Genomic DNA, 24684 nt, shown 5'->3' with positions numbered 1-24684 from the left:
TGCATGAGGTTACTTTGAGATTCTAGTCTTCCATATCGTTTTGAAAGAAGGTTCACTCATTGTAAAAATGATGATGCCTGTCCAAATGCAAACAAAGGTGATCAATTCTACAACAGTAAACGGCTCGTGGTAAAGAAAAACGCCGAGAAAAAAAGTGATCGTTGGCGCAATATATTGCAAGACTCCGAGAAAATACATCGGAATTTTAGGCGTACCTTTCGCAAACAGCAATAAAGGGATCGCCGTAATGACGCCTGTTCCCATTAGAAGAAAGTTGGTCGATGCATCCCATTCAAAAAAAACACTGCTTCCTAACGATTCTAAGTATAGCACATAAATGATTCCAATTGGAAACACAACAAACGTTTCAAGCGCCAGACCAAAAGCAGAATCTAATTTTATCACTTTTTTAGCCAGTCCATAAAACCCGAATGTACTCGCAAGAATAAACGATGTCCACGGGACATGGCCATAATGGACAGTTGATATGAGCACTCCGAAAGCCGCAAACAAAAACGCGGTCTGCTGCCCTTTGTTTAGTTTTTCATGCAAAAAGATCATTCCTAATAGTACGCTCACCAATGGATTTATGTAATAACCAAGACTTGTCTCAAGTACACGGTCATGATTCACCGCCCAAATATAAACAAACCAATTGGCGCTGATTAAGAAGGATGAAAGAGCCAACGTTAACAAAATCTTGGGTGATTTAACGATTTTTGTGCACTCATATAAAAAATCAGCAAATCGTTTTTGGAACAAAAGCAACAGCAACACAAAAACAAAAGACCATATGATTCGATGAGCCAAAATTTCCTCAGATGACACATGGTCTAATACTTTCCAATAAATAGGGAATATCCCCCATAAAATATAAGATAGACTAATATACATGATTCCTGATCTCATGCTAGATCATCTTCCTTCCCATATCACACATTATATTCTGTTTCGATCGCTTTTTCCAAGAAATTGTTTTGAACGATCTTTCCGCAGCAGTCATATATTACAATGTAACAATTAGGGTCGAAGAGGGATGTGTGAGCAATGAATCTTTGGAAAAACATGAATGCCGGACATGTTGAACAATATATTCAGGAAGTAATGAAGCAAGCGTTTGGTTCACACTATACGGAGCAATTCCCATTCACCAGTCCTTTTCCTATTATGAATCATAAAGAAGCTCCTCCTTCACCTGAATTTTATGAGACAGATGAATTTATCTATATTAAACTTCCGATGAATGATGATTTAAAAAAAATGATAAAAATCCAACATAACCAACACCATTTGCATCTTATGAATTATCCGGAAAAAAATCAACAAAAAAAATTTGTATTTCCTGCACCTGTGAAAAGAAAAGGGACAAAAGCCGTTTTTTCTGACGGAATTCTTGAAATTAAATTCGTGAAATTAAAAGATCATCATTATACGGAAATTGATCTTTTCCCATCTGAGTAAAATGAGGCCGGTTTTGTTAACCAGCCTCCACTCATCCAATTTTCGTATGGATAAACTCCGCACTGCCAAAAGGGATCTTCAACATATTCCTGAAACTGAAGATGAAATGCAGACAAATCCGATTCCGCATTTTACTTTAATCCCTTTTCTTAACACCAATTCAAAAATATCGAAGCGAACGTTCGCCGCATTATATGAAAGCTCAACAAAAATGAAATGAAAATGGCAGAACGATAGGGAGGTCTATGATTATTAAATTTTTTAAAATGAAATGAAAAGTGGAGAAGGTAGGCAAGAATTTAAAAGCAAAATATTTGTCACTTGCCCTTTTTTATTTGCGATCACTTTACATATATTTGGATGCCTTAGTTGTATTAGCAATCATTCCCTCTTGCTTTATCGTATAGAAAAAATCAGTTAAGTAAAGCTTTTGCAACAGGACTTTCCCTAAATAAAGTCCTTTCAATGTCAACAATATGCTTGAACAAATCTGAAAATAAAGAAGGCGGCCGGAAGACCAAGCCGCTGCTGTCAATTTTATTCCATCTTCGATTTCAATACTTCAATTGCTTTTTTCATTTGGGTATCATTTTTTTCAATTTTTTCTCTTACTAAATCCATCAGTTTGATTGTCGTATCTTGTGAGATTTTCCCCGTTTGTTTTAATTGATGGTCTCTTTGGAAAGCAACAACAGTATTTTTTAATGCTTTATCAAAATATCCGTCCACATCTGTTTTATAGCCTAAAGCTTGAAGCATTTTCTCAGCTGTTTTCACTTCTGTTGAAACGTCGCCTTCCTGCAACGTTTTTTCCGGATTTAAATATGGTAAATGAGCATATTCAGGCAAAGTCACTTTATATTGAGGTTCTATTCCTTTTTCGTGAATCCATTTGCCTGAAGGTGTCAGCCATTTGGCAATCGTATATTTCATCGACGAACCGTCTTCAAACGTTTTAGCGCTTTGAACGGTTCCTTTTCCGAACGTTTTTTCTCCTACAATCGGAATTCCCTCCGATTCGTTCAAAGCCGCGGCCATAATTTCGGCTGCGCTGGCTGTTCCATTATCTGTGATGACTACGACCGGAACATCAACGATTGGTTGATTTTCCGCTTTATAAATATCCTTTGATCCGTCTTTTGCTTCAACTTGCAAAATCTTTTTGCCTTTGTCTACAAACATATTTGACATCGTTATGGCTTGGTCCATCAGTCCCCCAGGATTTTGTCTTAAATCGAGGACAATTCCTTTTACTTTTTTCTCCTTCAGCTCTGTCAATGCATCTGCCAATTCTTTTCCAGTGTTCTCGGAAAATTTTGTGATTTGTATTTTTCCAATTTTATTTTCTACTACTTCACTATAAACTGTTTCAATCGGAATCGTATCTCTTGTAATCGTAAAGGTCAGCGTGCCGACGCCATCCCGTTCAATTTCAAGGCTTACTTTCGTTCCTTTTTCGCCACGAATAAGAGATACCGCTTCATTCACAGACATTCCTTCAACACTTTTATTGTCAACTTTTAAAATTTTATCTCTCGGCTTCAACCCTGCTTTCTCGGCAGGCGAGCCTTTTATCGGTGAGACGATCATGATATAACCGTTCGTCTCTGTTACTTCTGCACCGATTCCTTCAAAGCTTGAAGATATATTTTCTTCAAATCCTTCTGATTCTTTCAAATCCATATATGACGTATACGGGTCGTCGAGAGATTCTACCATCCCTTTGACAGCACCTTCTACCAATTTTTCATCATCTATTTTTTTATAATATTCTTGCTTTAACGTATCATATGCTGAATAAAGCTTCTCAAAACTATCATTTTCTTTTTCAGATGCTGACGTAAAGTTGAGTAATGTGAGCGTAAAACCGCAAGTTATTATGACCGTCAGTACAATAGCGATGAAAAAATTTCGTTTTTTAATATACAACACAACTCCCCCTTTAATCCATCCATTTCATTATGTCCGACAATTACAATATCGTCAAACGATCTATGTGTTTCTGTCGGCAAAGAAATGGCAAGTCAAAACGTTAAATCAACGCTCTTTCATCCTTCATCTCTTGTTTATGAAAAAATCAATCCCGCTTCAGCGGGAGAGCTTCGGTTAAATTTTCTTTACTTTTTGGAAATATTCTTCAAGTGTTAAATTATTTTCATATATGACTTTTGCAGCTTTCTTTCCGACGTAGCGAATATGCCAAGGCTCATACTTATATTTTGTGATCGCTTCTTTCCCTTTCGGATAGCGGATAATATAGCCAAATTTATGGGCGTTTTGTTGAAGCCATTTTCCTTCCTTCGTTTCCCCAAATTTTTCAGTAATTTGAAAATCTACACTTTCACTCGTCACATCAATAGATAACCCTGTCTGATGCTCACTTTGACCAGGTTTTGCTACTGCTTGAACTGCTTTTTGCTCCCCTTTTTGTTTTTTTTCTGCTTCAAACAGCTCAACCTGCCGATCGTACGAACGAAAGCCTGAGGCTCCGAAAAGAATCACGCCGTCTTTTTTCGCAGCTAGAAAAAGCTGTTCAAGTGCCGCAGCTGCTTCCTTGCGCAAATAACGCTTCGGAACATCCGCGTCCCCGAATGAAAACTGTATGTTTGGCACTGTCAAATCATTTGGTTTATAGTCGACAGGAAGGAAAAAATCTTTATTGACAAGAACTAAAATATTGTCAGGATTTTGAATAACGGGTTGACCGTTAACCGTTTGTACGACATTAAAATATTGCTCCTCAAGCAAAAATTCCGGATCAATTTGTTCTGTTTGGACGGTTTTTTCCGTTGTTTGGACTAGTTCTTTGTTTTCTACTGTTTTTGCTTGCGGTTCATTCTCTTCAACATAGTCGCTTCCATGAAAAAAGGGAAGCTTATCAAATGGCATTGAGCATCCGGCAAGCATCAAAGCTGCAAGAATCGTGACTGCGATGATTTTATGCATAAAAATTCCCACCTTGTATAATCTCTCACTCCTATTTTAACACTTGTCCAAACAGAAGAAAAACGGTTCTTACATTATAACTTATCATAACGTTCAATAAAAGAAAGGAGCAGATGACGATCTTTCAAAAACTAAAACAAGAGAGTGGATGTAATAAATGGAGCTAAGCCGTTTCCTTCAATTTTTGTGAACATGTTTTAAAAAATAAAAAGCGGCATGACGCCGCACATGCCGTTTTATTCCTGTATAGCAGCTTCAAGAGCGATTTCAACCATTTCGTTAAAGGTCGATTCCCTTTCGGCAGCAGATGTTTCTTCCCCAGTCAGGACATGGTCGCTGACCGTTAAAACAGATAATGCTCTTCTGCCGAATTTCGCAGCAAGTGTATAAAGAGCAGCCGTTTCCATTTCAAGTGCCAAAATTCCGTATTCAGCCCATTTTTCGTGCTCCGCTTGATCATTATAGAATAAATCCGTCGTGAACACGCTTCCGACTTTGACGTCGATTCCTTTTGATACTGCAGCATCATAAGCTTTTTTCAACAAATCAAAATTAGCGGTAGGCGCATAATCAACAGAGCCAAACGTTATGCGGTTCATTTGGGAATTCGTTGATGCGCTCATAGCTAAAATGCAGTCTCTGATGTGGACGTCTTTTTGAATGGAACCGCAGGAGCCAACGCGAATAAGCGTTTGCACATCGTACTCTTGCATGAGTTCATGAATGTAAATCGAAATCGATGGAACCCCCATTCCTGTTCCTTGGACAGAGATGCGCTTTCCTTTGTAAGTTCCGGTAAAACCGTACATTCCTCGAACTTTGTTGTAGCATACAGCATTTTCTAAAAAAGTTTCCGCAATATATTTGGCCCGAAGGGGATCACCGGGAAGCAATATTTTGTCAGCAATCTCGTCTTTTTTCGCACCAATATGAATGCTCATGTTATCAAGCCCCTTCATTTAAAAATAATTGAAGTAATATTATCATAACATAGCAGATTTTTCATGAGAATCCGTGCAGCATATTTTGCATCCTCCAATCACCGGACGTGAATGCGGTGAATTTTTTCCCACCCACCGGTCACTAATTTATAATACTTTGTTCCATTTTTTCCTTCATCAATAAAAACAATGTCTCCTGTCCAAATATAACGTCCGTTATAATCCGGAGGGATCGCTTCCGAAATATTAAATTTCCGAAAAATTTTTTTGAGCACTTCCTGATGATTTTTTGCACGGACAGTTAAGCGGTATACGGGTCGATACCCTTTTTTCTCCCCGATGTTTGGTGTTTGAAAGATCGTCACATCATAATCGGTCGATGGATTAGACAATTTAAGAAGATTCAGTGCCAACCTTGTCCCCTCCAAATACAATTTTCCAAACTTATTTGCTGTCAATGGAGGGAATTCCTGCTGCGAATGTCAACTACTTTTGTCGAACCTTTTCTGATATTGTCAAGATAAACATAAGCCAGCACAATCCAACCGCAAATCCCGCCAAAACATCTGTTAAATAGTGAACTCCCAAATAAATTCTGCTTAATCCAATCAACAGACATAAAATACTGGAAACAGCAAAAACGACCCGCTTTCCTTTTTTTATGCGGGTGCTGATTAAATAAGCGATCAAACCGTAGACAGCTGTTGAATTCATCGTATGACCGCTTGGAAAACTGTAGCCGGAAATATCGGTCAGTCGATCAAAATCAGGGCGCTCTCTTTTCACCATTTCTTTTATCATTTCATTCATCCAACGAACTCCGTATAAATTTATGTAAAGAATAATGAACGTGATCCATTTTTTTCGAAATATATAATAAATACTTATGAAAATAGTGACAGGGAGAAGAATATGATATGAACCAATTTCTGTAAAAAAGAACATAACGGAAGTGAATGGATCATTTCGAACCCCTTCGATTGATTGAACAATTGTATCGTCAACATGGCGAACTGTCTCATTTTTAATCGCAAAGGAACTCGTTATCAAATAAAAAAGCAGGATGAAAAATATATATGTTTTATTCATCTAAGGCAGCGAAGATATGCCACTTTTTAGCGAAAGTGGGAAAGGTAATCGCTTTTTCCTCCCTTCGTTTCGTTGTATTTCTTAGTATAGTAAAAAATAGGAAAAACGCAAATCGTTTAAAACGTCTTATTCTTTTTATCGCTGATATTCGAAACAATTTTTGCTGAAACCTATGATAGAATGATAGTTGGGGAGGTGGTGGAAAACAGTGGATAAAAAATACATCCATTCATACTATTAAATTTGTTGATCAATTCGATCGTGTTGAGGATGTTTGCTTATGACAATTACAGCGAACATAATATAGGTTATAGCATCACTTTTACAGTCTTATGTATATTTTTTGTTTTCTTAACTATTTATGGGTTCATGAACAATAGTAAAATTAACCGAGCAAAGCAATAAAAGAATGATGCTTCTTTTTGATGTTAAATAGTAGTGATGGCCGCCTTTTAATAAGGTGGAGGAGAATTTCCTTTGCGTGCTGCTGGTATTTTCTTATTCAAGTTAAGAAGTTTACTGTTGCCGCGCATTGATAAATCCGTTCATTCATCTTTTCAAGAGAGTGTGTGAACTGGATACATTTCCTTCCGTCTTTATATACATAGAGAGCTTTGATTTTTAAGTCCTTCATCGCCATAAATTTTTGATAGCTGGCTTCTATTTCTGAGCAGCAAAAGCAGAGGGGTGACGATATGTGCTGCCCAACACCCCTTCCATTTTCGCAGCCTTAATGCGCCCTCTTCCTCCCATTTTGGGTTGGTCCGATTTTATCGCGGCCACAATAAATTTAGCTAGTTAAAAATGCCGCGTAATTTGACTGCACAGCTACTTTGACAGCTTTTCTAAACGGAATAGTCTTCTCCGTTGTCGCTAATATGAGAGCTTTGTTATACACCTACTTACGCCATAACCGACTGATTCTATTCCCCGTCGGATTTTATGACAACAGCCTTTTAAATTGGACATGATTGAAAAATTTTCATACAAAAAAACTAGGCTCTCCTTGTTTATCAGCTATATTGGCGAATGATATTGATAAGCTTGCTATCAAGATTCGGCACGTCCTGCCTGCTTACACGAACTCGAACGTAGCTTTCATCCAAATCTAGCGCTTCGGCGAGAAACCCGGAAAGTCCTCTTGCTCTTCGATCAATTTCCATAATCATTTCAATATCGTGTTCGCCTATCGAATAGAAAATAATTTCAAGCTCCTTTAAACGGCCTCTAAAAGGACCGGAAGTCGGATAAAATTCAAACTCTTGAATGAACGGTAGCCTTTTTCTTAAACGATATGGCGCTGCTTCATTTTCAACTTGAAGGAGCTTAAATCCGATTCGGTTTATACTGTTTAATACTTCCTTCATTAAGCCGCCGGGAACAACGTCGATATAGTCCGTATCTTTCGGATCGATCGCTCCTTTAATATCCAATCCGGTATGAATCCATACTTTGGATGCTCCGATAGTAATTGGAGTATCAAGCGGAAGCTGAAATGAAAACGGAATTTCTTTCGTTTCATTCGGCAGTATGACGAAAGGTTTATTGATTTGTATTTTAGCGATTTCTGCTTGCCTCTTCTCTCTACGATCATCTACTTCTTTTATATAATGCGTAAGAACGGACAAGTAAATTTCGTCAATTTTTTGTTCAACGTTTCCTCCATTAATGACAACAATGCCTTTCACCTCTTCGCCAGGATAGAACGTTGAGGAGGTAAGCTTCGTATCTACTTTTGCCGCTCCAATCCCAATGCCCGCGAAAATTTTATTAAATAGAGACATTTATTCTCCCCCTATTTCGGAATTTTTCTGAATATCCTCTAGAATCTCCTCTGCTGATCTATATGAACCATCCATTCCAAACAGCTTTTTTATAATATTCTTTGATTCTACGGAAATATCTAGCTCCTCTTCCCAACTTTTTTCTTTTTTTCCCTTTTGATCAAATGATGAATAAAGCAAAAACAATACGAAATGCCCCAGCGCATAAAAATCCGTCTGAAAGCTAATTTTACGCATCCTTTGCTTTTCCGGCTCCCATTTATGAAAACTCTCCTCTTCTTCATCTGTAATCAAACGGGACAAGCCAAAATCAATGATGGAAATACTGTCGTTGTAAAGAAGAATGTTCGGTATTCTTAAATCACGGTGGACAACGTTTTGATCATGTATATACTGGACAACTTCGAGAATTTTTGTTAAATAATGAAAAGCATCTTTTTCGGAATATTTTTTTCCAAATTGAAAGATTAATTGCTCAAATGTTAGCCCTTCTTTGTATTCCATGACAAGATATTGATGGCTACCATCATTGATTTCAGCGTATAAAGCTGGAACGGCAGGATGACTTAATTTTTGCAATATTTCCCTTTCTTTTTGAAAAGGCCGTTCACCCGTTGTTTTTCTTCGCTTTCGGAGCTGCTTCAAAACGACTTTTTGATGTGTGGACAAATCTTCTGCAAGATACGTGATTCCGTAGCTCCCTACTCCTAAAAATTTTTGGACTACGTATCGTTCGATAACAGATCCTGGTTTATGTAGCCGCTCACCCCAAAGCGGAAACGGCTTCCAAAACTTTTTCCATACTTCCATCATCAGCTGCTATACGAACCGGAAAAGAATCCAAACCCAGAGCGATGTTTTCTTTTATAATAATGATGGCCGTAAGAAGTTGGATCATGTTTGTATTTTGACTTAGGATAATGCTTTTTGTGGTAGTGGCTGCTGCTGGAATAATGGTAAGGGCGATGGCCTAAAAACGATTTGATGAATTTTTTCAACATACACCTTTTCCCTCCTTCTTGTATTACTTGTTTTTACGAAAAAAATCTGTATTGGTTTCAGTTTAAAAAATTTTTTGAATAAAAAGATTGGAAGACCTGGTAATCTTCCATTCCTCTATTTCTATTACTTGTCATCCATTGCAGTTTTTTCATTAGAAAATTTTTCAAAAAAAGATCATGGTAAGCGGCTCATTTTTTTCAAATATTGAATGACAACGTCCATCATTTCCTTATATTTTTTATCCCCAAATAAATCGTAAAGACCTTTGTAATCATTATACAGATCAAGGAGGGAATCAATGATTTCCTGCTGCATAGGCTTTGTTTTCTTTTCGTTTTTTTGGCTGTTCATCGGAGCAGAAGCATTTTTCTGTGCGCCCATCCCAGCAATATGTTGGATAATATGAATATTTTGCAAATGTTGATCTGCTTCTTTTTTCGAAACGGCCAGCTTTAATTCATCCGCAGATGATTCCATCCATTCCCCGTCGCGCACCCGCACTAATTCATAAATCACTTCCTCCCACGCATCGTCTTTATATCTCCACAATTCCGTCCGGTACCCGACAATTTTGAAAATTTCATCACCATAGCCTTTCACATAAACAAGGTCGCCAATTCCAAACATCAGTTCCACTTCAACCGTTTCTGACTCAAACACAGTCCCATCATATTCTGATAAAAACTGTAATGAATGTTCAAAATATAAAATTTCACTGTAATTGATTTCATATAAAAACTCTTCGTCCATCGTATGGATGTTTGTAATCGTCCCCAAAGTACCGTACAAAGTAATAACGACTTGATCGCCAATATTGAACTTCGGTTTTTTTCTTTTCAGTATGAAGGCACCCCCTTTAATGCCATCACTCTTTCGATTATCACATTATATGCATCATCAACTTGTTTGAGTTGGGCGGACTATCTTGAAGGCTCAGTCAATGTTTTTGTTCAATCAATTGAACATATTTTTCCCAAGCTTCATCAAAAACAGACATGTTTTCCAAATATGATCCATTTAATTCCAAGTAAGTGCTGAGTTCATCATAATCAGTTGAATTTTTCGGAAAGCTGTGGTCAAGATAAGCATCGTTTGCAAACTTGCTGATTTTGTCCTTCGGTTTAGGATGTCTAAACGTCATCAAATAATGATAAAAAGAAGTCATATTTCCACCTTCCTAAAAAATTTGCTTGTTTCATTATAACGTTTTGATAAATTTTCGAAAATAAAAAAACCGCCTTTTTATGGAGCGGTTTTAAAGAGAAAAAATGCTCTTTCTTCAGCTGCAGTTGGAAAAAGATTTTTTATTGTTTTATAGAATGGACCATATTTATTCTCCACTGATTAAAAAACAACGATCCATTATGCCAAGACACCGTTTCCTTATTGAACGGTTTCTGGAAGCGGATTTAAGTCAATCTCAAAGCCTAAATCTTTTAACATTTCGTGATCTTTTGACATTTCCTGTCCTTCAGTTGTTAAATAGTCTCCGATAAAAATAGAATTAGCCGCATATAACCCAAAAGGCTGCAGCGAGCGCAAGTTTACTTCCCTTCCTCCGGAAATGCGTATTTCTTTTGTCGGCAGCATGTAGCGGAATAAGGCAAGCACCTTTAAACAATATCGAGGATTTAGATTATTTTCTCCTTGCAACGGAGTTCCTTCAATAGGATGAAGAAAATTAACCGGAATAGAATCTGCGTCGATCTTCTTTAAAGCAGCAGCCATTTCAATAACATCTTGTTTCGATTCACCCATCCCGATAATCACACCGGAGCAAGGAGAAATCCCTGCACGTTTGACTTTGTCAACTGTGTTTACGCGATCTTCATATGTATGACTAGTGACTATATGTTCATGATATCTTTCTGATGTGTTCAAGTTATGATTGTATCGATTGACACCAGCTTCCTTCAATCGTTCCGCCTGTTCGTCTTTTAAAATTCCTAAACATGCGCAAACCGTCAAGTTGTATGTATCTTTTATTTCGCGTACAGATTCGCATATTTTTTCTAACTCATGGTTTGTCGGCCCTCTTCCGCTTGCAACGATGCAGAAAGTTCCAGCTTTCAACTCTTGTGCCCGTTTGGCCCCCTCTAAAATGGCTTCTTTTGAAAGCAGCGGGTATTTGTTGATTGGAGCCGTTGATACGGAAGATTGGGAACAGTAGGAACAGTTTTCAGGACAATATCCTGATTTTACATTCATGATCATATTTAACTTCACTTTATTCCCGTAAAATGCTTTTCGAATCTTGTAAGCACCATGCAGAAGAAGCAGCAATTCTTCATCAGGACAGTCCAAAATTGCAGCAGCTTCCTCATAAGTTATTTTATGTCCAAATAGTACGTTTTCGGCTAATTCAACCCAATCGATTCTCATTTCGTAATCCCCCTCGTATAGTAAGTTTAGAATCCTTTTTAAAGGTAATTCCCAGTTCAATAATTGTTCTTTGATAACTTCATAGAGGCTAGTTCACTTAGTGGGAGGCTATTGCCCCCACTATATAAAAATTCGCATTTAAGGGGTGGACTTTTCGTGATGTCTCTAGATAATGGTCTTATGGATCATTTGGGGAATTTCTCATCCCCCTTGTAGCTTTGACTACTTAAAAAGTCTGTTTCCCCAGCTCTTGTTTGAACTTCTAACCCGCAGGCTGTTCCCTCTGGCAACCCATGCTGGAAGTAGCAGCTTCCAGGCAGCTCATGGATCAGAGCGAGTTCTCATACGCGAGGGTGATTGATCAACAAGTGCGCTGGGGACATCCCGAAGAGTCCTTCCCCTGATCCTAAATAGAAAGGAGGTTTCCCCTATGAAGTTATTTGTTGGTATCGACGTGAGCTCTCAAGATATGAAAGCTTGTGTGATGAATTTGGATGGAGAAGTACTAACTTCTCTTACTGTTGATAACAATTTACCAGGGGCTTCTTATCTACGTGATCAAGTTGTAGATATCGCCCAAAAACATATGATTCAAGAGATTCAAATAGGAATGGAGGCCACATCGGTTTACAGTTGGCATCCAGCTATGTTCTTTCATGAGGATGAATCTCTGAAGAAGTATAAAACCAAAGTTTTTACTATCAACCCAAAACTAATTAAAAAGTTTAAGGAGTCCTATACAGACCTAGATAAAACAGACCATGTCGATGCTTGGATTATTGCGGATCGCCTTCGTTTTGGTCGTCTTCGCCTTTCAGCTGTTATGCAAGAACAATTTATTGCCCTTCAAAGATTAACGAGGATGAGATATCATCTCGTGCACAACTTAATACGAGAAAAACAATATTTTCTTCAACACCTTTTTTACAAATGCAGTTCTTTTACTGCTGAAGTGGAAAGCTCGGTATTCGGCAACGCCTTGATGGAACTGTTACTTGAGCAGTATAGCTTAGATGAAATTAGCACAATGGATCTACAGGAACTAGCCAAATACCTTCAAGAAAAGGGCAAAAATCGATTCGCTGACGCCGAATGTGTGGCGAAATCTATTCAAAAGGCCGCACGATCTTCCTACCGTTTATCCAAATGTGTAGAAGATTCCATTGACCTTTTGTTAGCGACTTCTATTGAGTCCATTCGCAGTATTAACAAACAGATCAAGGAGTTGGATAAAGCCATCCAAAAGCTGTTAGATGGTATTCCGAATACGTTACAAACCATTCCTGGTATAGGACCTGTTTATTGTGCTGGAATATTAGCTGAAATCGGGCAGATTGACCGTTTTGATAATCAGGCAGCTCTAGCTAAATACGCCGGTTTAACATGGTCCAAGCATCAATCAGGGAAGTTTCAGGCGGAGGAAACTAACATGATACGTTCAGGAAATCGTTATCTCCGTTATTACCTTGTTGAAGCTGCCAACTCGGTACAACGGAATGAACCTGAATTTCGGGCATACTACCTGAAAAAGTATCATGAAGTTTCAAAGCACCAACATAAAAGAGCCCTCGTCTTAACAGCAAGAAAACTTGTGCGTTTGGTCGATGTGCTGCTACGTAACGACCAAATCTACACGCCTAGAAGGAAGGTGGATAAATAGGATACTTTTTTACCCTAAATCCTTCTATATTTTCCAGTAAATGTTATAAATTTTACTGGGTTTCTTAAGTATTGCCTTTTTTAGGTGTTTTGGGGTTTAGAATTTCCAATTCCTTTGATTTTGGTAGTTGACATATTACCTTTCTGTAATACTTAAATGGTAAAAAAAGAAAGGATATATGTCAACTATTTTTTGAATTAAGTTTACATAAAATACAGATAAAAATCCTGCCCGAACAGGCAGGATTTTTTTATTTTACATAAGCGCAGCCGACAATGATCAAAAGTATAAATAATACTACGATCAAAACGAATGAAGATCCGCAGCCATATCCGGCACCATGTACCGGATAACCGTATCCATGTCCACAATGGTGAAAATCGTGATGGTGAAAATGCATTTGCCCCACTCCTCATTTTTTAATCTAGGTTTCAGTTTACATTATGTTTTTTTGGACTTTCAGGTATGTGCACATGCCTATTTTTCCAAATTCTTTGGAACAAACGCCCTGCAGTTGGAAATTGGAAACACCAGTTGTGCAAGCGGGCAGATGATATCGTCCTATAAGAAACATGAGGAGGAACTTCATCTGCGACCGCATTGTGATTGTCTTAAAAAATCAATTTTACAAATTTTAGATTATTTGAGATTACTATAGACATGGCAGCGGTCAACGAAAGAAAAGGAGTGGGCAAATTCGTCTTTTTCCGACATAAGCTGCTACTATTAGTTCAGAGTCATCTGACCAGTTATGGTTGTACAAGTTTAAAAATATCTTTTTTTCCAAAAAATATAAGCTGTTAAGCTTGACATGAGCAATGAAATGGAAATGGGAATAAAAAACGCAAAATGATGATTTTGAAACGGTATCGGCACATTCATTCCATACAAGCTCGCTACTAATGTCGGAATAGAGATGACGATCGTAATTGCCGTCAAAAATTTCATGACAATATTGACATTGTTGGAAATGACTGATGCAAATGCGTCCATCATTCCGCTTAAAATACTTAAATATACCTCTGTCATTTCAATTGCTTGTTTGTTTTCGATAATGACATCTTGCAAAAGATCTTGATCTTCCTCATACATTTTCAAGTAATTTAATCGCAGCAGCCTTTCCATGACAATATTATTGGATTTCAGCGATGTCGTAAAATAAACTAAGCTTTTTTCCAGACTGAGCAATGAAAAAAATTCTTTATTTTTCATCGATTGATGAAGCTCTTTTTCTACTTCGCTCGTTTTGCGATTAATTTGTTTCAGATATCGCAAATAATATGTTGAAGTTAAATATAAAATTTGAAAAGCAAAACGCGTTTTCATAAACGTATAAAAACCTTTAACTTTGTTTCTGGCAAACTGTTCAAAGATTGGGTTTCCTTGCAAACATACTGTAATAAAACAACTGTCAGTAATGATCATTCCGATCGGGATCGTTTCATAAAACGTTTGCCCGATGTCATCTACCGTGATAACTGGAATGTCAACAATAATCAACACATTGTGGTCCTCTTTTTCAATCCGGGATCTTTCCTCATCATCCAGTGCATCTTTAAAAAAGTCTATTGGAATTTGCAGCCGTTCTGACACGAAATGAACTTCTTCCTCAGTCGGTGCCACCATGTTGATCCAACAACCGTTTTGAATATCTTCAATTTCCTTCAATTGGCCGTTCGCGCTTGACATATAAATGTTCAGCATGCTTTAACCTCCTTTGCTAGAGGCAGTCTGCACGCGCAAGAGTGTCATCGCTTACGAACAGCGCCTCTTTCCGCATACATACTGCCTTACCTATCTCGGGTCCGTCCGGATCTAAAAAAGAACCGCTATTCATAAACGATTTTCACCCTCCTTCATCCATAAAAATTCAACCTAATATATGATACTAATTTTGTTTTACGATGTATATAGGTTTTAACGGAATTTTACATAAATTTGAACATTTAATAAAAAAAGGGCACATGTTTTTGTGCCCATTCGTTTACATATAATCTTTACTCTGTTTGATCGTCTTCAAACAGTTTTTTATATTCACCATAGCCTTCTTGTTCGAGCTGATCTTTCGGGATAAAGCGAAGCGCAGCCGAGTTAATGCAGTAGCGAAGGCCTGTCGGTTCTGGACCGTCAGGGAAAACATGTCCAAGGTGCGAATCCGCCGTTTTGCTTCTAACCTCTGTTCGGATCATGCCGTAAGATGTATCTAATTTTTCGACGATCTCATGCTGATGAAGCGGTTTTGTAAAACTTGGCCATCCGCAGCCTGAATCAAATTTATCGAGCGAGCTGAAAAGCGGTTTTCCCGAGACGATGTCGACATAAATCCCTTCTTCTTTATGATCCCAATATTCATTTTGAAATGGAGGCTCCGTCCCGTTGTTTTGCGTCACCTCATATTGCATCGGAGTCAATCGTTTCTTCAGCTCTTCTTTATCCCAGTCGCTCCAATGCTTGCGTATAAATTCATCCCGTCCAGACGCTTGACGATACCGTTTGTAGTGAAAAGGATTTTTTTTGTAGTAATCTTGATGATAGTCTTCGGCTGGGTAAAAAGGTTTTGCCGGCAATATTTCGGTCGCAATCGGTTTTTCAAAACGTCCGCTTTTTTCTAAAAGCTCTTTCGATTGTTCCGCGAGCTCGCGCTGTTCCTCCGAATGATAAAAAATAGCCGTTTTGTAAGATTCTCCCCTGTCATAAAATTGTCCGCCCGGATCAGTCGGATCAATTTGCTGCCAAAATATATCCAGAAGCTTTTTATATGGAAACACGTTCGGATCAAAGGTAATTTGCACAGCTTCCACATGACCCGTCGTGTGCGAGCACACTTCTTCATATGTCGGATTTTCCTTATGTCCTCCCGTATATCCGGAAACAACCTTAATAATTCCCGGAAGCTCATCAAAAGGCTGGACCATGCACCAGAAGCAGCCACCCGCAAAAGTAGCCAATTCATATTTTTCATTGCTCATCATTTTTCCCTCCCTTTAGCTAATTTTCCTGCCTGCTCATTCTCATCGCAAAAGTAAAGATCAACTTGTCCTTCCTACAATACATTATAAAACGATTAAAAAGAACAAAACAATTGATTTGCAACTCAAGCATAGCGAAGTGCAAAAACTAGTATATTCGTTCCATTAAGAATTTTTCCTTTTTTGCTCCATGTTATCACGAAATGGCCATAACGCTGCCATCATGAAGGCTAAAAGCAAAACGATGGAAGCTAAAACGTATGGAAAATCGACGTCGATATCAAACAAAATTCCTGCAATCGCAGGACCGACAATGTTTCCTAAACTTGTATAAGTAGAGTTCATGCCGGCAATAAACCCTTGTTCATCTCCTGCCATATTGGATAATAGAGTGGTGACAGCTGGTCGAAGAAGATCGCATGCTAAAAATACAGCAAACGTTACAGCCATAATGAAAAAGTAGCCGTCAACTAAGGTTGACAGAAAAATAAAGACGGAAGCGCCTAATAAACAAATTTCAATCAACCTTTTCTCGCCAAGATACTTCACTAGCTTGTCAAAGAAAACGATTTGGGCGATGAGTCCAAAAATCGTTCCTGTTGTTATGACGATGGAAATATCTTTCGGTGAAAAACCGAATTTTTTATCGACAAACAAACCGAACATCGTTTCATATGCGGAAAGACCAAATGCTAAAACAAACACGATCAATAGCGGTACAACATACGGAGGTTTGATCGATTTGCTTAATTCGCTGAAAAATTGAAGACGAGTTTGTTTTTCATCTAATTGTTGAATGTTATCATTTGGAAGCGGTTCTTTTAAAAGGAGAATGGAAAAAACGGCTGCGACAAGCGCAATAAATGCCGCAAGAAAAAACGGCACCCGAATGCCGAATTCTGCTGCAAATCCTCCGATGCCGGGCCCGATCATAAAACCTGCGTTAATGCTGGCAGACAAATATCCAAGCGCTTTCGGCCTGTCCTCTAAAGTGGTGATATCTGTAATAAACGCAGTAACAGCGGGCATAATACATGCCTCGCTGATTCCGCCAATTATTCTTGAAATCAAAAGCAAGAAGAACGCAGAACCTATTGCAAATAAAAATTCGGATACAGCAAACAAAACTAAACCGATGACAATCATAATCTTTCTGCCAAAACGGTCAGTAAAAATCCCCGTGACCGGCGAGGAAAACAACTGGGCAGTTGAAAATGCTGCTATGAGATATCCCATATAAACGCCCGATAAATTTAGTTCATTCATATAAGCAGGCAAAACCGGAACAACGAGTCCGATTCCTAAAAAAGCGATAAAAACATTGCAAAGCAGCAATATGAGGGAGATATTTTGTTTATTTGAACGTAACATGATAACTTCACCTGCATATCTTTGACTTTAAATTTTTATGTATCAAGAATCAACTACGATGTAAAATTTTTACTTTCACAGGAAAGAAAGAAGGCGATCCATCAAAGGACGTTTTTCATCCTTCTGGATCCCCTTTCTATCTCGCTTTTCTTTAACTTTTATGCTCGCGCAAATGAAGTACATATACAGCAATGCTTAAAAACAAGGCGCAGTAACCGACATTTATGTAAACTTTGTCTAAATTGTAATCTAAGTTTCCAGCAAGGTATTGTTTATATGCCATACCGCCAAAATAAACAGCAAGGAGGAACATGACGATGCTAGCAATTAAATATATTTTTTTCAAATACATCACCCCTACACCAAATTCCCTTGCTTTTCTTTTTCTATAAAAATGTTTCATCTCTAACAATTTATTTTCTCTTATCTTCACCTCTCCGTCAAGAATTCGCCAGAAAGAATTTTCGCCATTATGTTTCATATTCCGCTATAATATTTTAGGAAAGGAGATCTGAAATATGGCATTACCTGATGATTTTTGCCGGAAAATGAAACAATTGTTAAAAAATGAAGCAGATGATTTTTTTTCTGCTTTGCGAGATGAACCGATCAAGGGACTGCGCTTCAATCGTCTAAAAATAGAAAAAGAAACGTTCATTCGGAAAATACCTTTTTCTCTTTCTTCAGTTCCCTTTTGTGAAGACGGATTTTATTACGATGAAAAACAAGACGAGCCCGGAAAACACCCTTTTCATGCAGCTGGGCTCTATTATATACAAGAACCGAGTGCTATGGTTCCTGCTGAAGTGCTTCAGGCAAAACCCGGAGAAAAAATATTAGATTTGTGCGCTGCGCCAGGAGGAAAATCGACGCAAATTGCCACGGCGATGGAAAATGAAGGAATTCTTATCTCAAATGAAACTCATTTCAAACGAGCGAAAGCACTATCGGAAAATATTGAACGTTTCGGAATTCAAAACGCTATTGTGATAAATGAACGGCCCGAAAAACTGGTTCAACACTTTCCGAATTATTTCGACAAAATTTTAGTTGATGCCCCGTGCTCTGGAGAGGGAATGTTTCGAAAAGATGATAACGCCATCGAATTTTGGAGCGAGGATCTTGTTGAAAAATGCTCGTACACGCAAAGAAAGCTGTTATCTTTAGCGTTTCAAATGTTAAAACCCGGCGGAACTCTCGTCTATTCCACCTGCACGTTTTCTCCTGAAGAAAATGAACAGGTTATTGAGGCATTTGTAAGCATGCATCCAGAAATGTCTCTTGTTGAAATTCCTAAACGTGAAGGTTTTGATCGAGGAAGAGTGGAATGGACAAAAACGAATTTTGAAGAAATTTCAAAATGCATCCGCCTTTGGCCGCATAAAATCAAAGGTGAAGGGCATTTCGTTGCGAAATTAATCAAAAATGGCGAAAACAATACGAGAAGCAGCGTTTCATATTTAAAATCAAATGTCAAAAAACAGCAATTAGCTGAGTTTCAGCAATTCGAACATTCTTTTTTAAAGAAAAGAATAACCGGGGCATTTTTCTTGAAAAAACAACAGCTGTATGTATTACCTGAAAAATGCCCAGATATTACTTCGTTGAACGTTTTGCGGGCGGGTCTCCATCTTGGAGAAATCAAAAAGAAACGATTTGAACCGAATCATCATCTTGCCCTGTCACTCACACCAAATGATGTGAAATACAGTTATTCCTTCTCAACGAACGAAAAAGATTGGCAGGCTTATTTAACGGGAGAAACGATTTCATCTCCATTGGGTGTAGACAGGGGATGGATATTAATGACAATAGACGGCGAATCGATCGGTTGGGGAAAAGAAACGAAAGGAACCATTAAAAACTTTTATCCAAAAGGTCTTCGTGTTCAATTTTGACAAAACAAAAGCGGGTTTTGATACCCGCTTACTTATTTGAGAGGGAGCGGAACATACAAATTTGCTGAAATTACCCCTTCCTCCAAATCAATTTTTTCAGCTTGAATTTTAGACCCGTTTTCCAATGACAGCTGATCAAGAAAGACTACAATCTGGCGATTTTTTGCATCAATCTGCACTTCTTTTGGAAAGTGGTATTGGGAATCAATATATTTCAACACATAAGAAACCGGAACGGAAAGTCTCCCAACCGATAAGCTTTTCACCTTTAAAATGACGTTTCCCTGCTGTACACTCGGTTCAAAAGACATGACCATGTCCAAATCCCGGCCGAAAGCGAGAAGGCTGCCGTACAGTTTAATATCATCCGTAATTTCAACCCAGTATGTGAGAGGCTGATGAACGGCTTCCTTTTTTAAATAATCATTGATGACCTTAGTTACTGTCTGTTTATCTGTTTCCACTTTAAAGACAGCAAAATCTTTACTACCTTCCGCTTCCTTTTTCAGAGGCGGCTTTTCCCCAGGCATAAGCAGAAGACCAGAGGAGATGAGAATAATCAAAAAATTGGAAAACAACAAGATAAAAAATGCAAGCTTCCATTTATTCATTTACTTCAATCCTTTTTTGTTCCATTTTCCAATGTTTCCATAACCCTTGCCGCAATCAATACATATCCGTTCTCGTTCGGATGGAATTCATCTGTATATAAGAGGTTTTTGTCCTCTCCTTCTTGAAAAATATCCTGAATTGAAACGAATACCGCACGTCCATCTCCGAGCAAAATTTGTTTCGTCCGCTCGTTCCATTCCGAAATAATCATATCAATTTCCGGAAATTCTGCCAATTTCCACGCAAACGGATTATAAAGCCCAATAAACGCAATCACTGCCTGTTCATTTGTCGACCGGATCTTGTTCATAATGTCTCTTAAACGTTGTTCATAAAGAAGGCGTTCTTCTTGAAAAAGTTCAACTGTTAATTCAAAAATATTTTCCCGCACGACTTTCATTAAATCATTTGCACCAATCGTCATGAAAATGAGATCGGCATCTTCCAATTCCTTTTTTACTTGATCTTCATCAAGCTTTTTTAACAAATTTTCCGTTGAATGCCCCATCGCTGCAAAATTGACTGTTGAAACAGATGAAATGTCTTCCTTTTTTTCTAATTCATCTGAAACGAGACCAACATAGCCTTCTTTTGTTCGGTCGCCCACTCCTTTTGTCAGGGAGTCGCCAAGTGCAACAATTTTGATATCTCCTTGCAATTGAAAAGAGCTGGACCTACTTTCATTCCCCGCGACAGCGATTTCAGTTTCAATCGGTTTGCTCTCTTCCTCTTCCGCCTTCGCTTGATTTGAAGGAGAAGCAGTGGATTTTTGGACACATCCGGTTAATAAGAAAAAAGTCATAATAAGAAGAGAAAATTTTTTCGACAGCATTCCTATCACCTTGTGACGATCTCTTTCTTTTTATTATATCATACGAAAAAAAGTTTAAAATTGACCCAAAGGCATCATGTACAGAGGGTCCTTTCCCCCTGCTGTCAGACGCTTTAGGCCAACTTTAAACTTTATTGAACAGCTTTTATATCGTTGATGATTTCGTCATACGGCGTATTTTCAACACCGTTGTAGCTTTTTAAAACAACTCCGTTTTGATCCACTAAATAAAAGCTCGTTCCATGAATGACCTGATCATCGCTTTCCGGTTTTTGAACGATCGTTTTAAAACTGTTTTTTGCAAAGTTTTCAATTGTCTCTTGGCTGTATCCGGTTAAAAAATGCCAGTTGTCAAGAGAATCGGAAAATTGATTTGCAAATTGTTTCAGTTTCTCTGGTGTATCTACTTCCGGATCAACGCTGAATGATACAAACTCGACTTCAACACCTTCTTTTTCCGCTTTTTCCTGCAATTGAGCCATATGGGCTGTCATCGGCGGACAAACGGTTTCACAGCTTGTAAAAACAAAATCAGCTACCCAAACCTTCCCTTTTAAATCTGCTAAAGCAAAGGGCTGTCCGTTTTGATCCGTAAATTCAAAATTTTCCACTTTATAATTCAACGGATCTTTTATTTTATTTCCGCTGCAAGCCGTTAAAAAGATCAATAACAGAAAACAGGAAATGAACATTTTCTTCTTCATCGATCATTCACCTTTCACCTATTCTCATCGAAAGTGTATCAAATTTTCATTCAAGTGAAAACAAATTCCAAAATGATTCATAAAAGATTCAAAAAACTAGCTTTTACTTATGGCTTCACATAGTAAGAAACTCCTAAAGCTCCTTTGCCGGTATGAATGGAAATGATTGGTGTCGTTGTGCAAATATCAATTTTATCGGCGGTTGTGATCTTCAACAATTCCTCTTTTAAGCGCAGCGCCAAATCTAATGCATTGGCATGCGCCACCCCAATCCTCAGCAAATCGCGATCTTTTATATCTTGAATCAATTGCTTCATAAAAAATTTAACAACTTGCGAATGGCTTCTAACTTTTGTGATTGGCGTAAAGATCCCATCTTGTAAAGAAGCGATCGGTTTAATATTCAATAACGATCCTAATAGAGCCTTTCCCTTTCCAATCCGTCCCCCTTTTTCCAAATGCTCGAGAGTGTCTACTGATACATAAAGAAAAGTGTTTTTTCGTACTTGTTCTATATGAGAGATTATTTTGTCTAACATTGCTCCCTTTTTTGCCATTTTTGCCGCTTCAATCACTTGAAAACCTAAAGCGCTAGATATATAGTTGGAATCTATGACCGTAACTTCTCCCTCGGTCAGGCTTGCCCCCTGCTGTGCGGCGCGCACTGTTCCGCTCAGTTTACCGGACATATGAATGGATAGCACTTGAAAACCTTCTGCATGAAGGCGATCATACACTTCCTTAAAATGGATCGGAGAAGGCTGAGAACTTTTCGGTATTTCTGCTGATTCCATCATTTTTTCAATAAATTCCGCTGGTTCAAAATCAATGCCGTCCGTATAAGATACACCATTCAATGTATAGGTTAACGGAACAACTTCAATATTGTATTCCTCCAAAATATTTTTATCTAAATCTGCTGTTGAATCGGTAACGATCCTTACCTTTTGTGTCAATATATTCACTTCCTATCAAACAATAATATTTCAACCTTATCACGTTTCTGATCAAAAGAAAAGAAACAGTCTCTAATCTTTACCCGTCCTAACATATTTTGAAACTTAAAAATTCAAAAACGGTTAATTTCGCAGATCTCTCCTTCTTCTCCAAAACGCTTAAAAAAATAAAAAGCCCTTGCCGATAATCAAATATCTGCAAGGGATATTTCTTTAAGCGTTATGTTTTAATCGGTTGTCTTGAAAAATTGATTCATAATCTTTCCACTTTAAAGCATGCTTCAAATAGCTTCGAAAATTATAAAGGCTTTTTGGCTTTGATTCTTTGCAAATGTTCGCTATAAAAAGCTGCAAATGAATATTTAACATGAAACGGTAAGAGTTATCCTCCTCCAATACTGGGATTTCAACAATCTTCACCTTCTGTCCATTTTCAAGTTTGAACTCTAGGCTTTTAAATAGCAAAGTATCAATCCTCTTTTTACCCGTTTCTTCTATTATACAACAAAATAGGAGCGAATTTTGCAAAAATTTGTCATATACAAAAATATTTTAAATTAACAAATTGAATAAGTTGCTGTCCTTGTTAACCTCTGTAAAAGGAAAACCTTTCTTTTTCATTCTTTCGACTAATCCGCGGTAATCTTCCCGATGCTTGACTTCGATGCCGACAAGCGCAGGACCGCTGTCTTTATTATTTTTCTTCGTATATTCAAAGCGAGTGATATCATCCGTCGGACCTAATACCTCATCTAAAAATTCACGTAAAGCACCCGCACGCTGCGGAAAATTAACGATAAAATAATGCTGCAAGCCTTCATAAATTAAGGATCTCTCCTTAATTTCCTGCATGCGCTCAATATCGTTATTGCCTCCGCTAAGAATGCAAACGACATTTTTTCCTTTTATTTGATCTTTGTAAAAATCAAGCGCTGCGATTGGAAGCGCACCTGCTGGTTCTGCTACAATTGCATTTTCATTATATAAGTTCAAGATCGTTGTACAAATTTTTCCTTCCGGCACAAGTAAAAGATCGTCCAAAATTGTCCGGCAAATGGAAAATGTCTGATTTCCTACCCGCTGGACCGCCGCTCCATCCACAAATTTTTCAATTTCATCCAGTTCGACTACTTCGCCTTTTTCGAGTGATTTCGCCATAGCTGGTGCTCCGGAAGGTTCCGTGCCGATTAATTTTGTTTCCGGCGATACGCTTTGAAAGTATGTGCCGATGCCAGACATTAACCCTCCGCCGCCGATAGCAGCAAACAAAAAATCAATTGGCTCATCGCTGTCATTTAAAATTTCAACAGCAATGGTGCCTTGGCCCGCAATGACATCTTTATCGTCAAACGGATGGATGAACGTACGGTTTTCTTTTTCGGCGCATTCAAGCGCTTTTTTATACGCATCATCAAATGTATCGCCTGTCAACACAATTTCAATGTACTCTCTTCCGTGCAATTCCACCTGAGATATTTTTTGTTTTGGAGTTGTGGAAGGCATAAAAATTTTTCCATGCACTTTTAACGCTCTGCACGAAAATGCGACTCCTTGCGCATGATTTCCAGCACTTGCACAGACAACTCCATTTTTCGTTTCCTCAGGAGTCAAATGTTTCATTTTGTTGTAAGCTCCTCTTATTTTAAAAGAGCGTACAACTTGCAAATCTTCCCTTTTCAAGTATACCCGGCAACCATATTTTTCAGATAATCTTTGGTTAAATTCCAATGGAGTATGTGTCACAACATCCTTTAATGATTGATGCGCTTTTAATATATCTTCTACTTGGACGAATGCTTCAACTTTTGTCAAATTCGTCATCGTACATCCCTGCCCTTAAACAATTTCTTAATTTTTAAATTATAACACGATTCAAATAAAAATAAAATTACATCTATTGTTTTTATTTAGAAATCGGCTTTTTTGACCGATTGAATCCAATTTTACATGTGAAATTATATGATTCTTATATGTATTACTTGCAAGATATGGCACAACTAAAAAAGACGCTTGAGCGCCTTTTTTAATGTCCTATAGAAGCCTGCGAAAGAAGCAATGCTTCCTTGACTTCAAATTG

26 protein-coding genes are annotated in these 24684 nt (G+C 38.0%); 3 read left to right on the top strand and 23 right to left on the bottom strand.

The window, feature by feature from the left end:
* Positions 1–9 precede the first annotated feature (9 nt).
* Positions 10–909 (bottom strand): EamA family transporter RarD, encoded by a 900-nt coding sequence (rarD, locus tag NSQ41_RS08230; RefSeq protein WP_339211419.1) that lies wholly within the window; start codon positions 907–909, stop codon positions 10–12.
* A 138-nt stretch (positions 910–1047) separates the two neighbouring features.
* On the opposite strand from rarD, the gene NSQ41_RS08225 reads away from it, so the two are divergent.
* Positions 1048–1461, top strand: a complete 414-nt coding sequence (locus NSQ41_RS08225) for an Hsp20/alpha crystallin family protein (RefSeq protein WP_063389698.1) — start codon at positions 1048–1050, stop codon at positions 1459–1461.
* 537 nt (positions 1462–1998) lie between these two features.
* On the opposite strand, the gene NSQ41_RS08220 is transcribed toward NSQ41_RS08225, so the two are convergent.
* The 11 genes from NSQ41_RS08220 to bioB all read right to left on the bottom strand — a co-directional run bounded on the left by NSQ41_RS08220 (position 1999) and on the right by bioB (position 11605).
* The gene (locus tag NSQ41_RS08220) at positions 1999–3342 is read right to left on the bottom strand and encodes a S41 family peptidase (RefSeq protein WP_232515754.1); all 1344 of its coding nucleotides are present in this window, start codon (positions 3340–3342) and stop codon (positions 1999–2001) included.
* 225 nt (positions 3343–3567) lie between these two features.
* Entirely contained in the window at positions 3568–4407 is an 840-nt protein-coding gene (locus NSQ41_RS08215) for a M15 family metallopeptidase (protein WP_063389695.1), read from the bottom strand.
* 236 nt (positions 4408–4643) lie between these two features.
* A complete protein-coding gene (deoD, locus tag NSQ41_RS08210; protein WP_066250301.1) occupies positions 4644–5348 on the bottom strand; it encodes a purine-nucleoside phosphorylase in 705 nt (234 codons plus the stop codon).
* Positions 5349–5446: 98 nt separating this feature from the next.
* On the bottom strand, positions 5447–5761 hold the full coding sequence (locus NSQ41_RS08205; protein ID WP_066250298.1) for a YodL domain-containing protein: 315 nt from the start codon (positions 5759–5761) through the stop codon (positions 5447–5449).
* A gap of 73 nt (positions 5762–5834) precedes the next feature.
* Entirely contained in the window at positions 5835–6158 is a 324-nt protein-coding gene (locus NSQ41_RS08200; protein ID WP_158640156.1) for a phosphatase PAP2 family protein, read from the bottom strand.
* A 1292-nt stretch (positions 6159–7450) separates the two neighbouring features.
* Complete coding sequence (locus tag NSQ41_RS08195; protein WP_339211417.1) at positions 7451–8221, bottom strand: sporulation protein; 771 nt, start codon at positions 8219–8221, stop codon at positions 7451–7453.
* Positions 8222–9031: a protein kinase gene (locus NSQ41_RS08190; RefSeq protein WP_063389691.1), complete on the bottom strand. Its 810-nt coding sequence runs from the start codon at positions 9029–9031 to the stop codon at positions 8222–8224. It abuts the gene before it with no gap.
* 2 nt (positions 9032–9033) lie between these two features.
* Positions 9034–9222: a hypothetical protein gene (locus NSQ41_RS08185; RefSeq protein ID WP_327855925.1), complete on the bottom strand. Its 189-nt coding sequence runs from the start codon at positions 9220–9222 to the stop codon at positions 9034–9036.
* Positions 9223–9397: 175 nt separating this feature from the next.
* Positions 9398–10012 carry a hypothetical protein gene (locus tag NSQ41_RS08180; protein WP_235600520.1) on the bottom strand — a complete coding sequence of 205 codons (615 nt, stop codon included), beginning with the start codon at positions 10010–10012 and terminating at the stop codon, positions 9398–9400.
* Between the two features lie 148 nt (positions 10013–10160).
* Positions 10161–10388: a YozE family protein gene (locus NSQ41_RS08175; RefSeq protein WP_339211415.1), complete on the bottom strand. Its 228-nt coding sequence runs from the start codon at positions 10386–10388 to the stop codon at positions 10161–10163.
* Between the two features lie 218 nt (positions 10389–10606).
* The gene (gene bioB / locus NSQ41_RS08170) at positions 10607–11605 is read right to left on the bottom strand and encodes a biotin synthase BioB (protein WP_063389687.1); all 999 of its coding nucleotides are present in this window, start codon (positions 11603–11605) and stop codon (positions 10607–10609) included.
* A gap of 430 nt (positions 11606–12035) precedes the next feature.
* On the opposite strand from bioB, the gene NSQ41_RS08165 reads away from it, so the two are divergent.
* Positions 12036–13265 (top strand): IS110 family transposase, encoded by a 1230-nt coding sequence (locus tag NSQ41_RS08165; RefSeq protein WP_339211413.1) that lies wholly within the window; start codon positions 12036–12038, stop codon positions 13263–13265.
* 250 nt (positions 13266–13515) lie between these two features.
* Here the strand turns inward: NSQ41_RS08165 and NSQ41_RS08160 are convergent, their stop codons facing one another.
* From NSQ41_RS08160 to ypmT, 5 genes are all read right to left on the bottom strand, one after another.
* Positions 13516–13665, bottom strand: a complete 150-nt coding sequence (locus NSQ41_RS08160; RefSeq protein WP_082829556.1) for a YjcZ family sporulation protein — start codon at positions 13663–13665, stop codon at positions 13516–13518.
* A gap of 365 nt (positions 13666–14030) precedes the next feature.
* A complete protein-coding gene (locus tag NSQ41_RS08155) occupies positions 14031–14969 on the bottom strand; it encodes a magnesium transporter CorA family protein (RefSeq protein ID WP_063389686.1) in 939 nt (312 codons plus the stop codon).
* 293 nt (positions 14970–15262) lie between these two features.
* Positions 15263–16234 carry a peptide-methionine (R)-S-oxide reductase MsrB gene (gene msrB, locus NSQ41_RS08150; RefSeq protein WP_063389685.1) on the bottom strand — a complete coding sequence of 324 codons (972 nt, stop codon included), beginning with the start codon at positions 16232–16234 and terminating at the stop codon, positions 15263–15265.
* A 165-nt stretch (positions 16235–16399) separates the two neighbouring features.
* The gene (locus NSQ41_RS08145) at positions 16400–17605 is read right to left on the bottom strand and encodes an MFS transporter (RefSeq protein ID WP_339211412.1); all 1206 of its coding nucleotides are present in this window, start codon (positions 17603–17605) and stop codon (positions 16400–16402) included.
* Between the two features lie 151 nt (positions 17606–17756).
* Positions 17757–17951, bottom strand: a complete 195-nt coding sequence (ypmT, locus tag NSQ41_RS08140) for a protein YpmT (RefSeq protein ID WP_063389739.1) — start codon at positions 17949–17951, stop codon at positions 17757–17759.
* A gap of 172 nt (positions 17952–18123) precedes the next feature.
* Here ypmT and NSQ41_RS08135 point away from each other — a divergent pair, with 172 nt between their 5' ends.
* Positions 18124–19503, top strand: coding sequence for an RsmF rRNA methyltransferase first C-terminal domain-containing protein (locus tag NSQ41_RS08135; RefSeq protein WP_339211411.1), 1380 nt, complete (start codon positions 18124–18126; stop codon positions 19501–19503).
* A 32-nt stretch (positions 19504–19535) separates the two neighbouring features.
* On the opposite strand, the gene NSQ41_RS08130 is transcribed toward NSQ41_RS08135, so the two are convergent.
* From NSQ41_RS08130 to ilvA, 6 genes are all read right to left on the bottom strand, one after another.
* Positions 19536–20114 (bottom strand): YpmS family protein, encoded by a 579-nt coding sequence (locus NSQ41_RS08130; RefSeq protein WP_327855922.1) that lies wholly within the window; start codon positions 20112–20114, stop codon positions 19536–19538.
* Between the two features lie 5 nt (positions 20115–20119).
* Positions 20120–20947 carry an SGNH/GDSL hydrolase family protein gene (locus NSQ41_RS08125; RefSeq protein ID WP_339199787.1) on the bottom strand — a complete coding sequence of 276 codons (828 nt, stop codon included), beginning with the start codon at positions 20945–20947 and terminating at the stop codon, positions 20120–20122.
* Between the two features lie 131 nt (positions 20948–21078).
* Positions 21079–21651: an SCO family protein gene (locus NSQ41_RS08120; RefSeq protein ID WP_094245660.1), complete on the bottom strand. Its 573-nt coding sequence runs from the start codon at positions 21649–21651 to the stop codon at positions 21079–21081.
* A 107-nt stretch (positions 21652–21758) separates the two neighbouring features.
* Complete coding sequence (locus NSQ41_RS08115) at positions 21759–22607, bottom strand: DegV family protein (protein ID WP_063389679.1); 849 nt, start codon at positions 22605–22607, stop codon at positions 21759–21761.
* 213 nt (positions 22608–22820) lie between these two features.
* The gene (locus tag NSQ41_RS08110) at positions 22821–23072 is read right to left on the bottom strand and encodes a DUF2535 family protein (protein ID WP_063389678.1); all 252 of its coding nucleotides are present in this window, start codon (positions 23070–23072) and stop codon (positions 22821–22823) included.
* A gap of 87 nt (positions 23073–23159) precedes the next feature.
* Positions 23160–24428, bottom strand: a complete 1269-nt coding sequence (gene ilvA / locus NSQ41_RS08105) for a threonine ammonia-lyase IlvA (RefSeq protein WP_063389677.1) — start codon at positions 24426–24428, stop codon at positions 23160–23162.
* Positions 24429–24684: the final 256 nt, after the last annotated feature.

Source organism: Aeribacillus sp. FSL K6-8210, from assembly GCF_037963925.1.
Taxonomy (GTDB): Bacteria; Bacillota; Bacilli; order Bacillales; family Aeribacillaceae; genus Aeribacillus; species Aeribacillus composti.
This window is presented reverse-complemented; position numbering and strand designations above follow the sequence as displayed.

Bases quoted from the DNA above. Each gene is read 5' to 3' on its own strand.
- rarD (WP_339211419.1), bottom strand. From the start codon at position 909: ATGAGATCAGGAATCATGTATATTAGTCTATCTTATATTTTATGGGGG.
- NSQ41_RS08225 (WP_063389698.1), top strand. From the start codon at position 1,048: ATGAATCTTTGGAAAAACATGAATGCCGGACATGTTGAACAATATATT.
- NSQ41_RS08215 (WP_063389695.1), bottom strand. From the start codon at position 4,407: ATGCATAAAATCATCGCAGTCACGATTCTTGCAGCTTTGATGCTTGCC.
- deoD (WP_066250301.1), bottom strand. From the start codon at position 5,348: ATGAGCATTCATATTGGTGCGAAAAAAGACGAGATTGCTGACAAAATA.
- NSQ41_RS08200 (WP_158640156.1), bottom strand. From the start codon at position 6,158: ATGAATGAAATGATAAAAGAAATGGTGAAAAGAGAGCGCCCTGATTTT.
- NSQ41_RS08195 (WP_339211417.1), bottom strand. From the start codon at position 8,221: ATGTCTCTATTTAATAAAATTTTCGCGGGCATTGGGATTGGAGCGGCA.
- NSQ41_RS08190 (WP_063389691.1), bottom strand. From the start codon at position 9,031: ATGGAAGTATGGAAAAAGTTTTGGAAGCCGTTTCCGCTTTGGGGTGAG.
- NSQ41_RS08185 (WP_327855925.1), bottom strand. From the start codon at position 9,222: ATGTTGAAAAAATTCATCAAATCGTTTTTAGGCCATCGCCCTTACCAT.
- NSQ41_RS08175 (WP_339211415.1), bottom strand. From the start codon at position 10,388: ATGACTTCTTTTTATCATTATTTGATGACGTTTAGACATCCTAAACCG.
- bioB (WP_063389687.1), bottom strand. From the start codon at position 11,605: ATGAGAATCGATTGGGTTGAATTAGCCGAAAACGTACTATTTGGACAT.
- NSQ41_RS08165 (WP_339211413.1), top strand. From the start codon at position 12,036: ATGAAGTTATTTGTTGGTATCGACGTGAGCTCTCAAGATATGAAAGCT.
- NSQ41_RS08160 (WP_082829556.1), bottom strand. From the start codon at position 13,665: ATGCATTTTCACCATCACGATTTTCACCATTGTGGACATGGATACGGT.
- NSQ41_RS08155 (WP_063389686.1), bottom strand. From the start codon at position 14,969: ATGCTGAACATTTATATGTCAAGCGCGAACGGCCAATTGAAGGAAATT.
- msrB (WP_063389685.1), bottom strand. From the start codon at position 16,234: ATGAGCAATGAAAAATATGAATTGGCTACTTTTGCGGGTGGCTGCTTC.
- NSQ41_RS08145 (WP_339211412.1), bottom strand. From the start codon at position 17,605: ATGTTACGTTCAAATAAACAAAATATCTCCCTCATATTGCTGCTTTGC.
- NSQ41_RS08135 (WP_339211411.1), top strand. From the start codon at position 18,124: ATGGCATTACCTGATGATTTTTGCCGGAAAATGAAACAATTGTTAAAA.
- NSQ41_RS08130 (WP_327855922.1), bottom strand. From the start codon at position 20,114: ATGAATAAATGGAAGCTTGCATTTTTTATCTTGTTGTTTTCCAATTTT.
- NSQ41_RS08125 (WP_339199787.1), bottom strand. From the start codon at position 20,947: ATGCTGTCGAAAAAATTTTCTCTTCTTATTATGACTTTTTTCTTATTA.
- NSQ41_RS08120 (WP_094245660.1), bottom strand. From the start codon at position 21,651: ATGAAGAAGAAAATGTTCATTTCCTGTTTTCTGTTATTGATCTTTTTA.
- ilvA (WP_063389677.1), bottom strand. From the start codon at position 24,428: ATGACGAATTTGACAAAAGTTGAAGCATTCGTCCAAGTAGAAGATATA.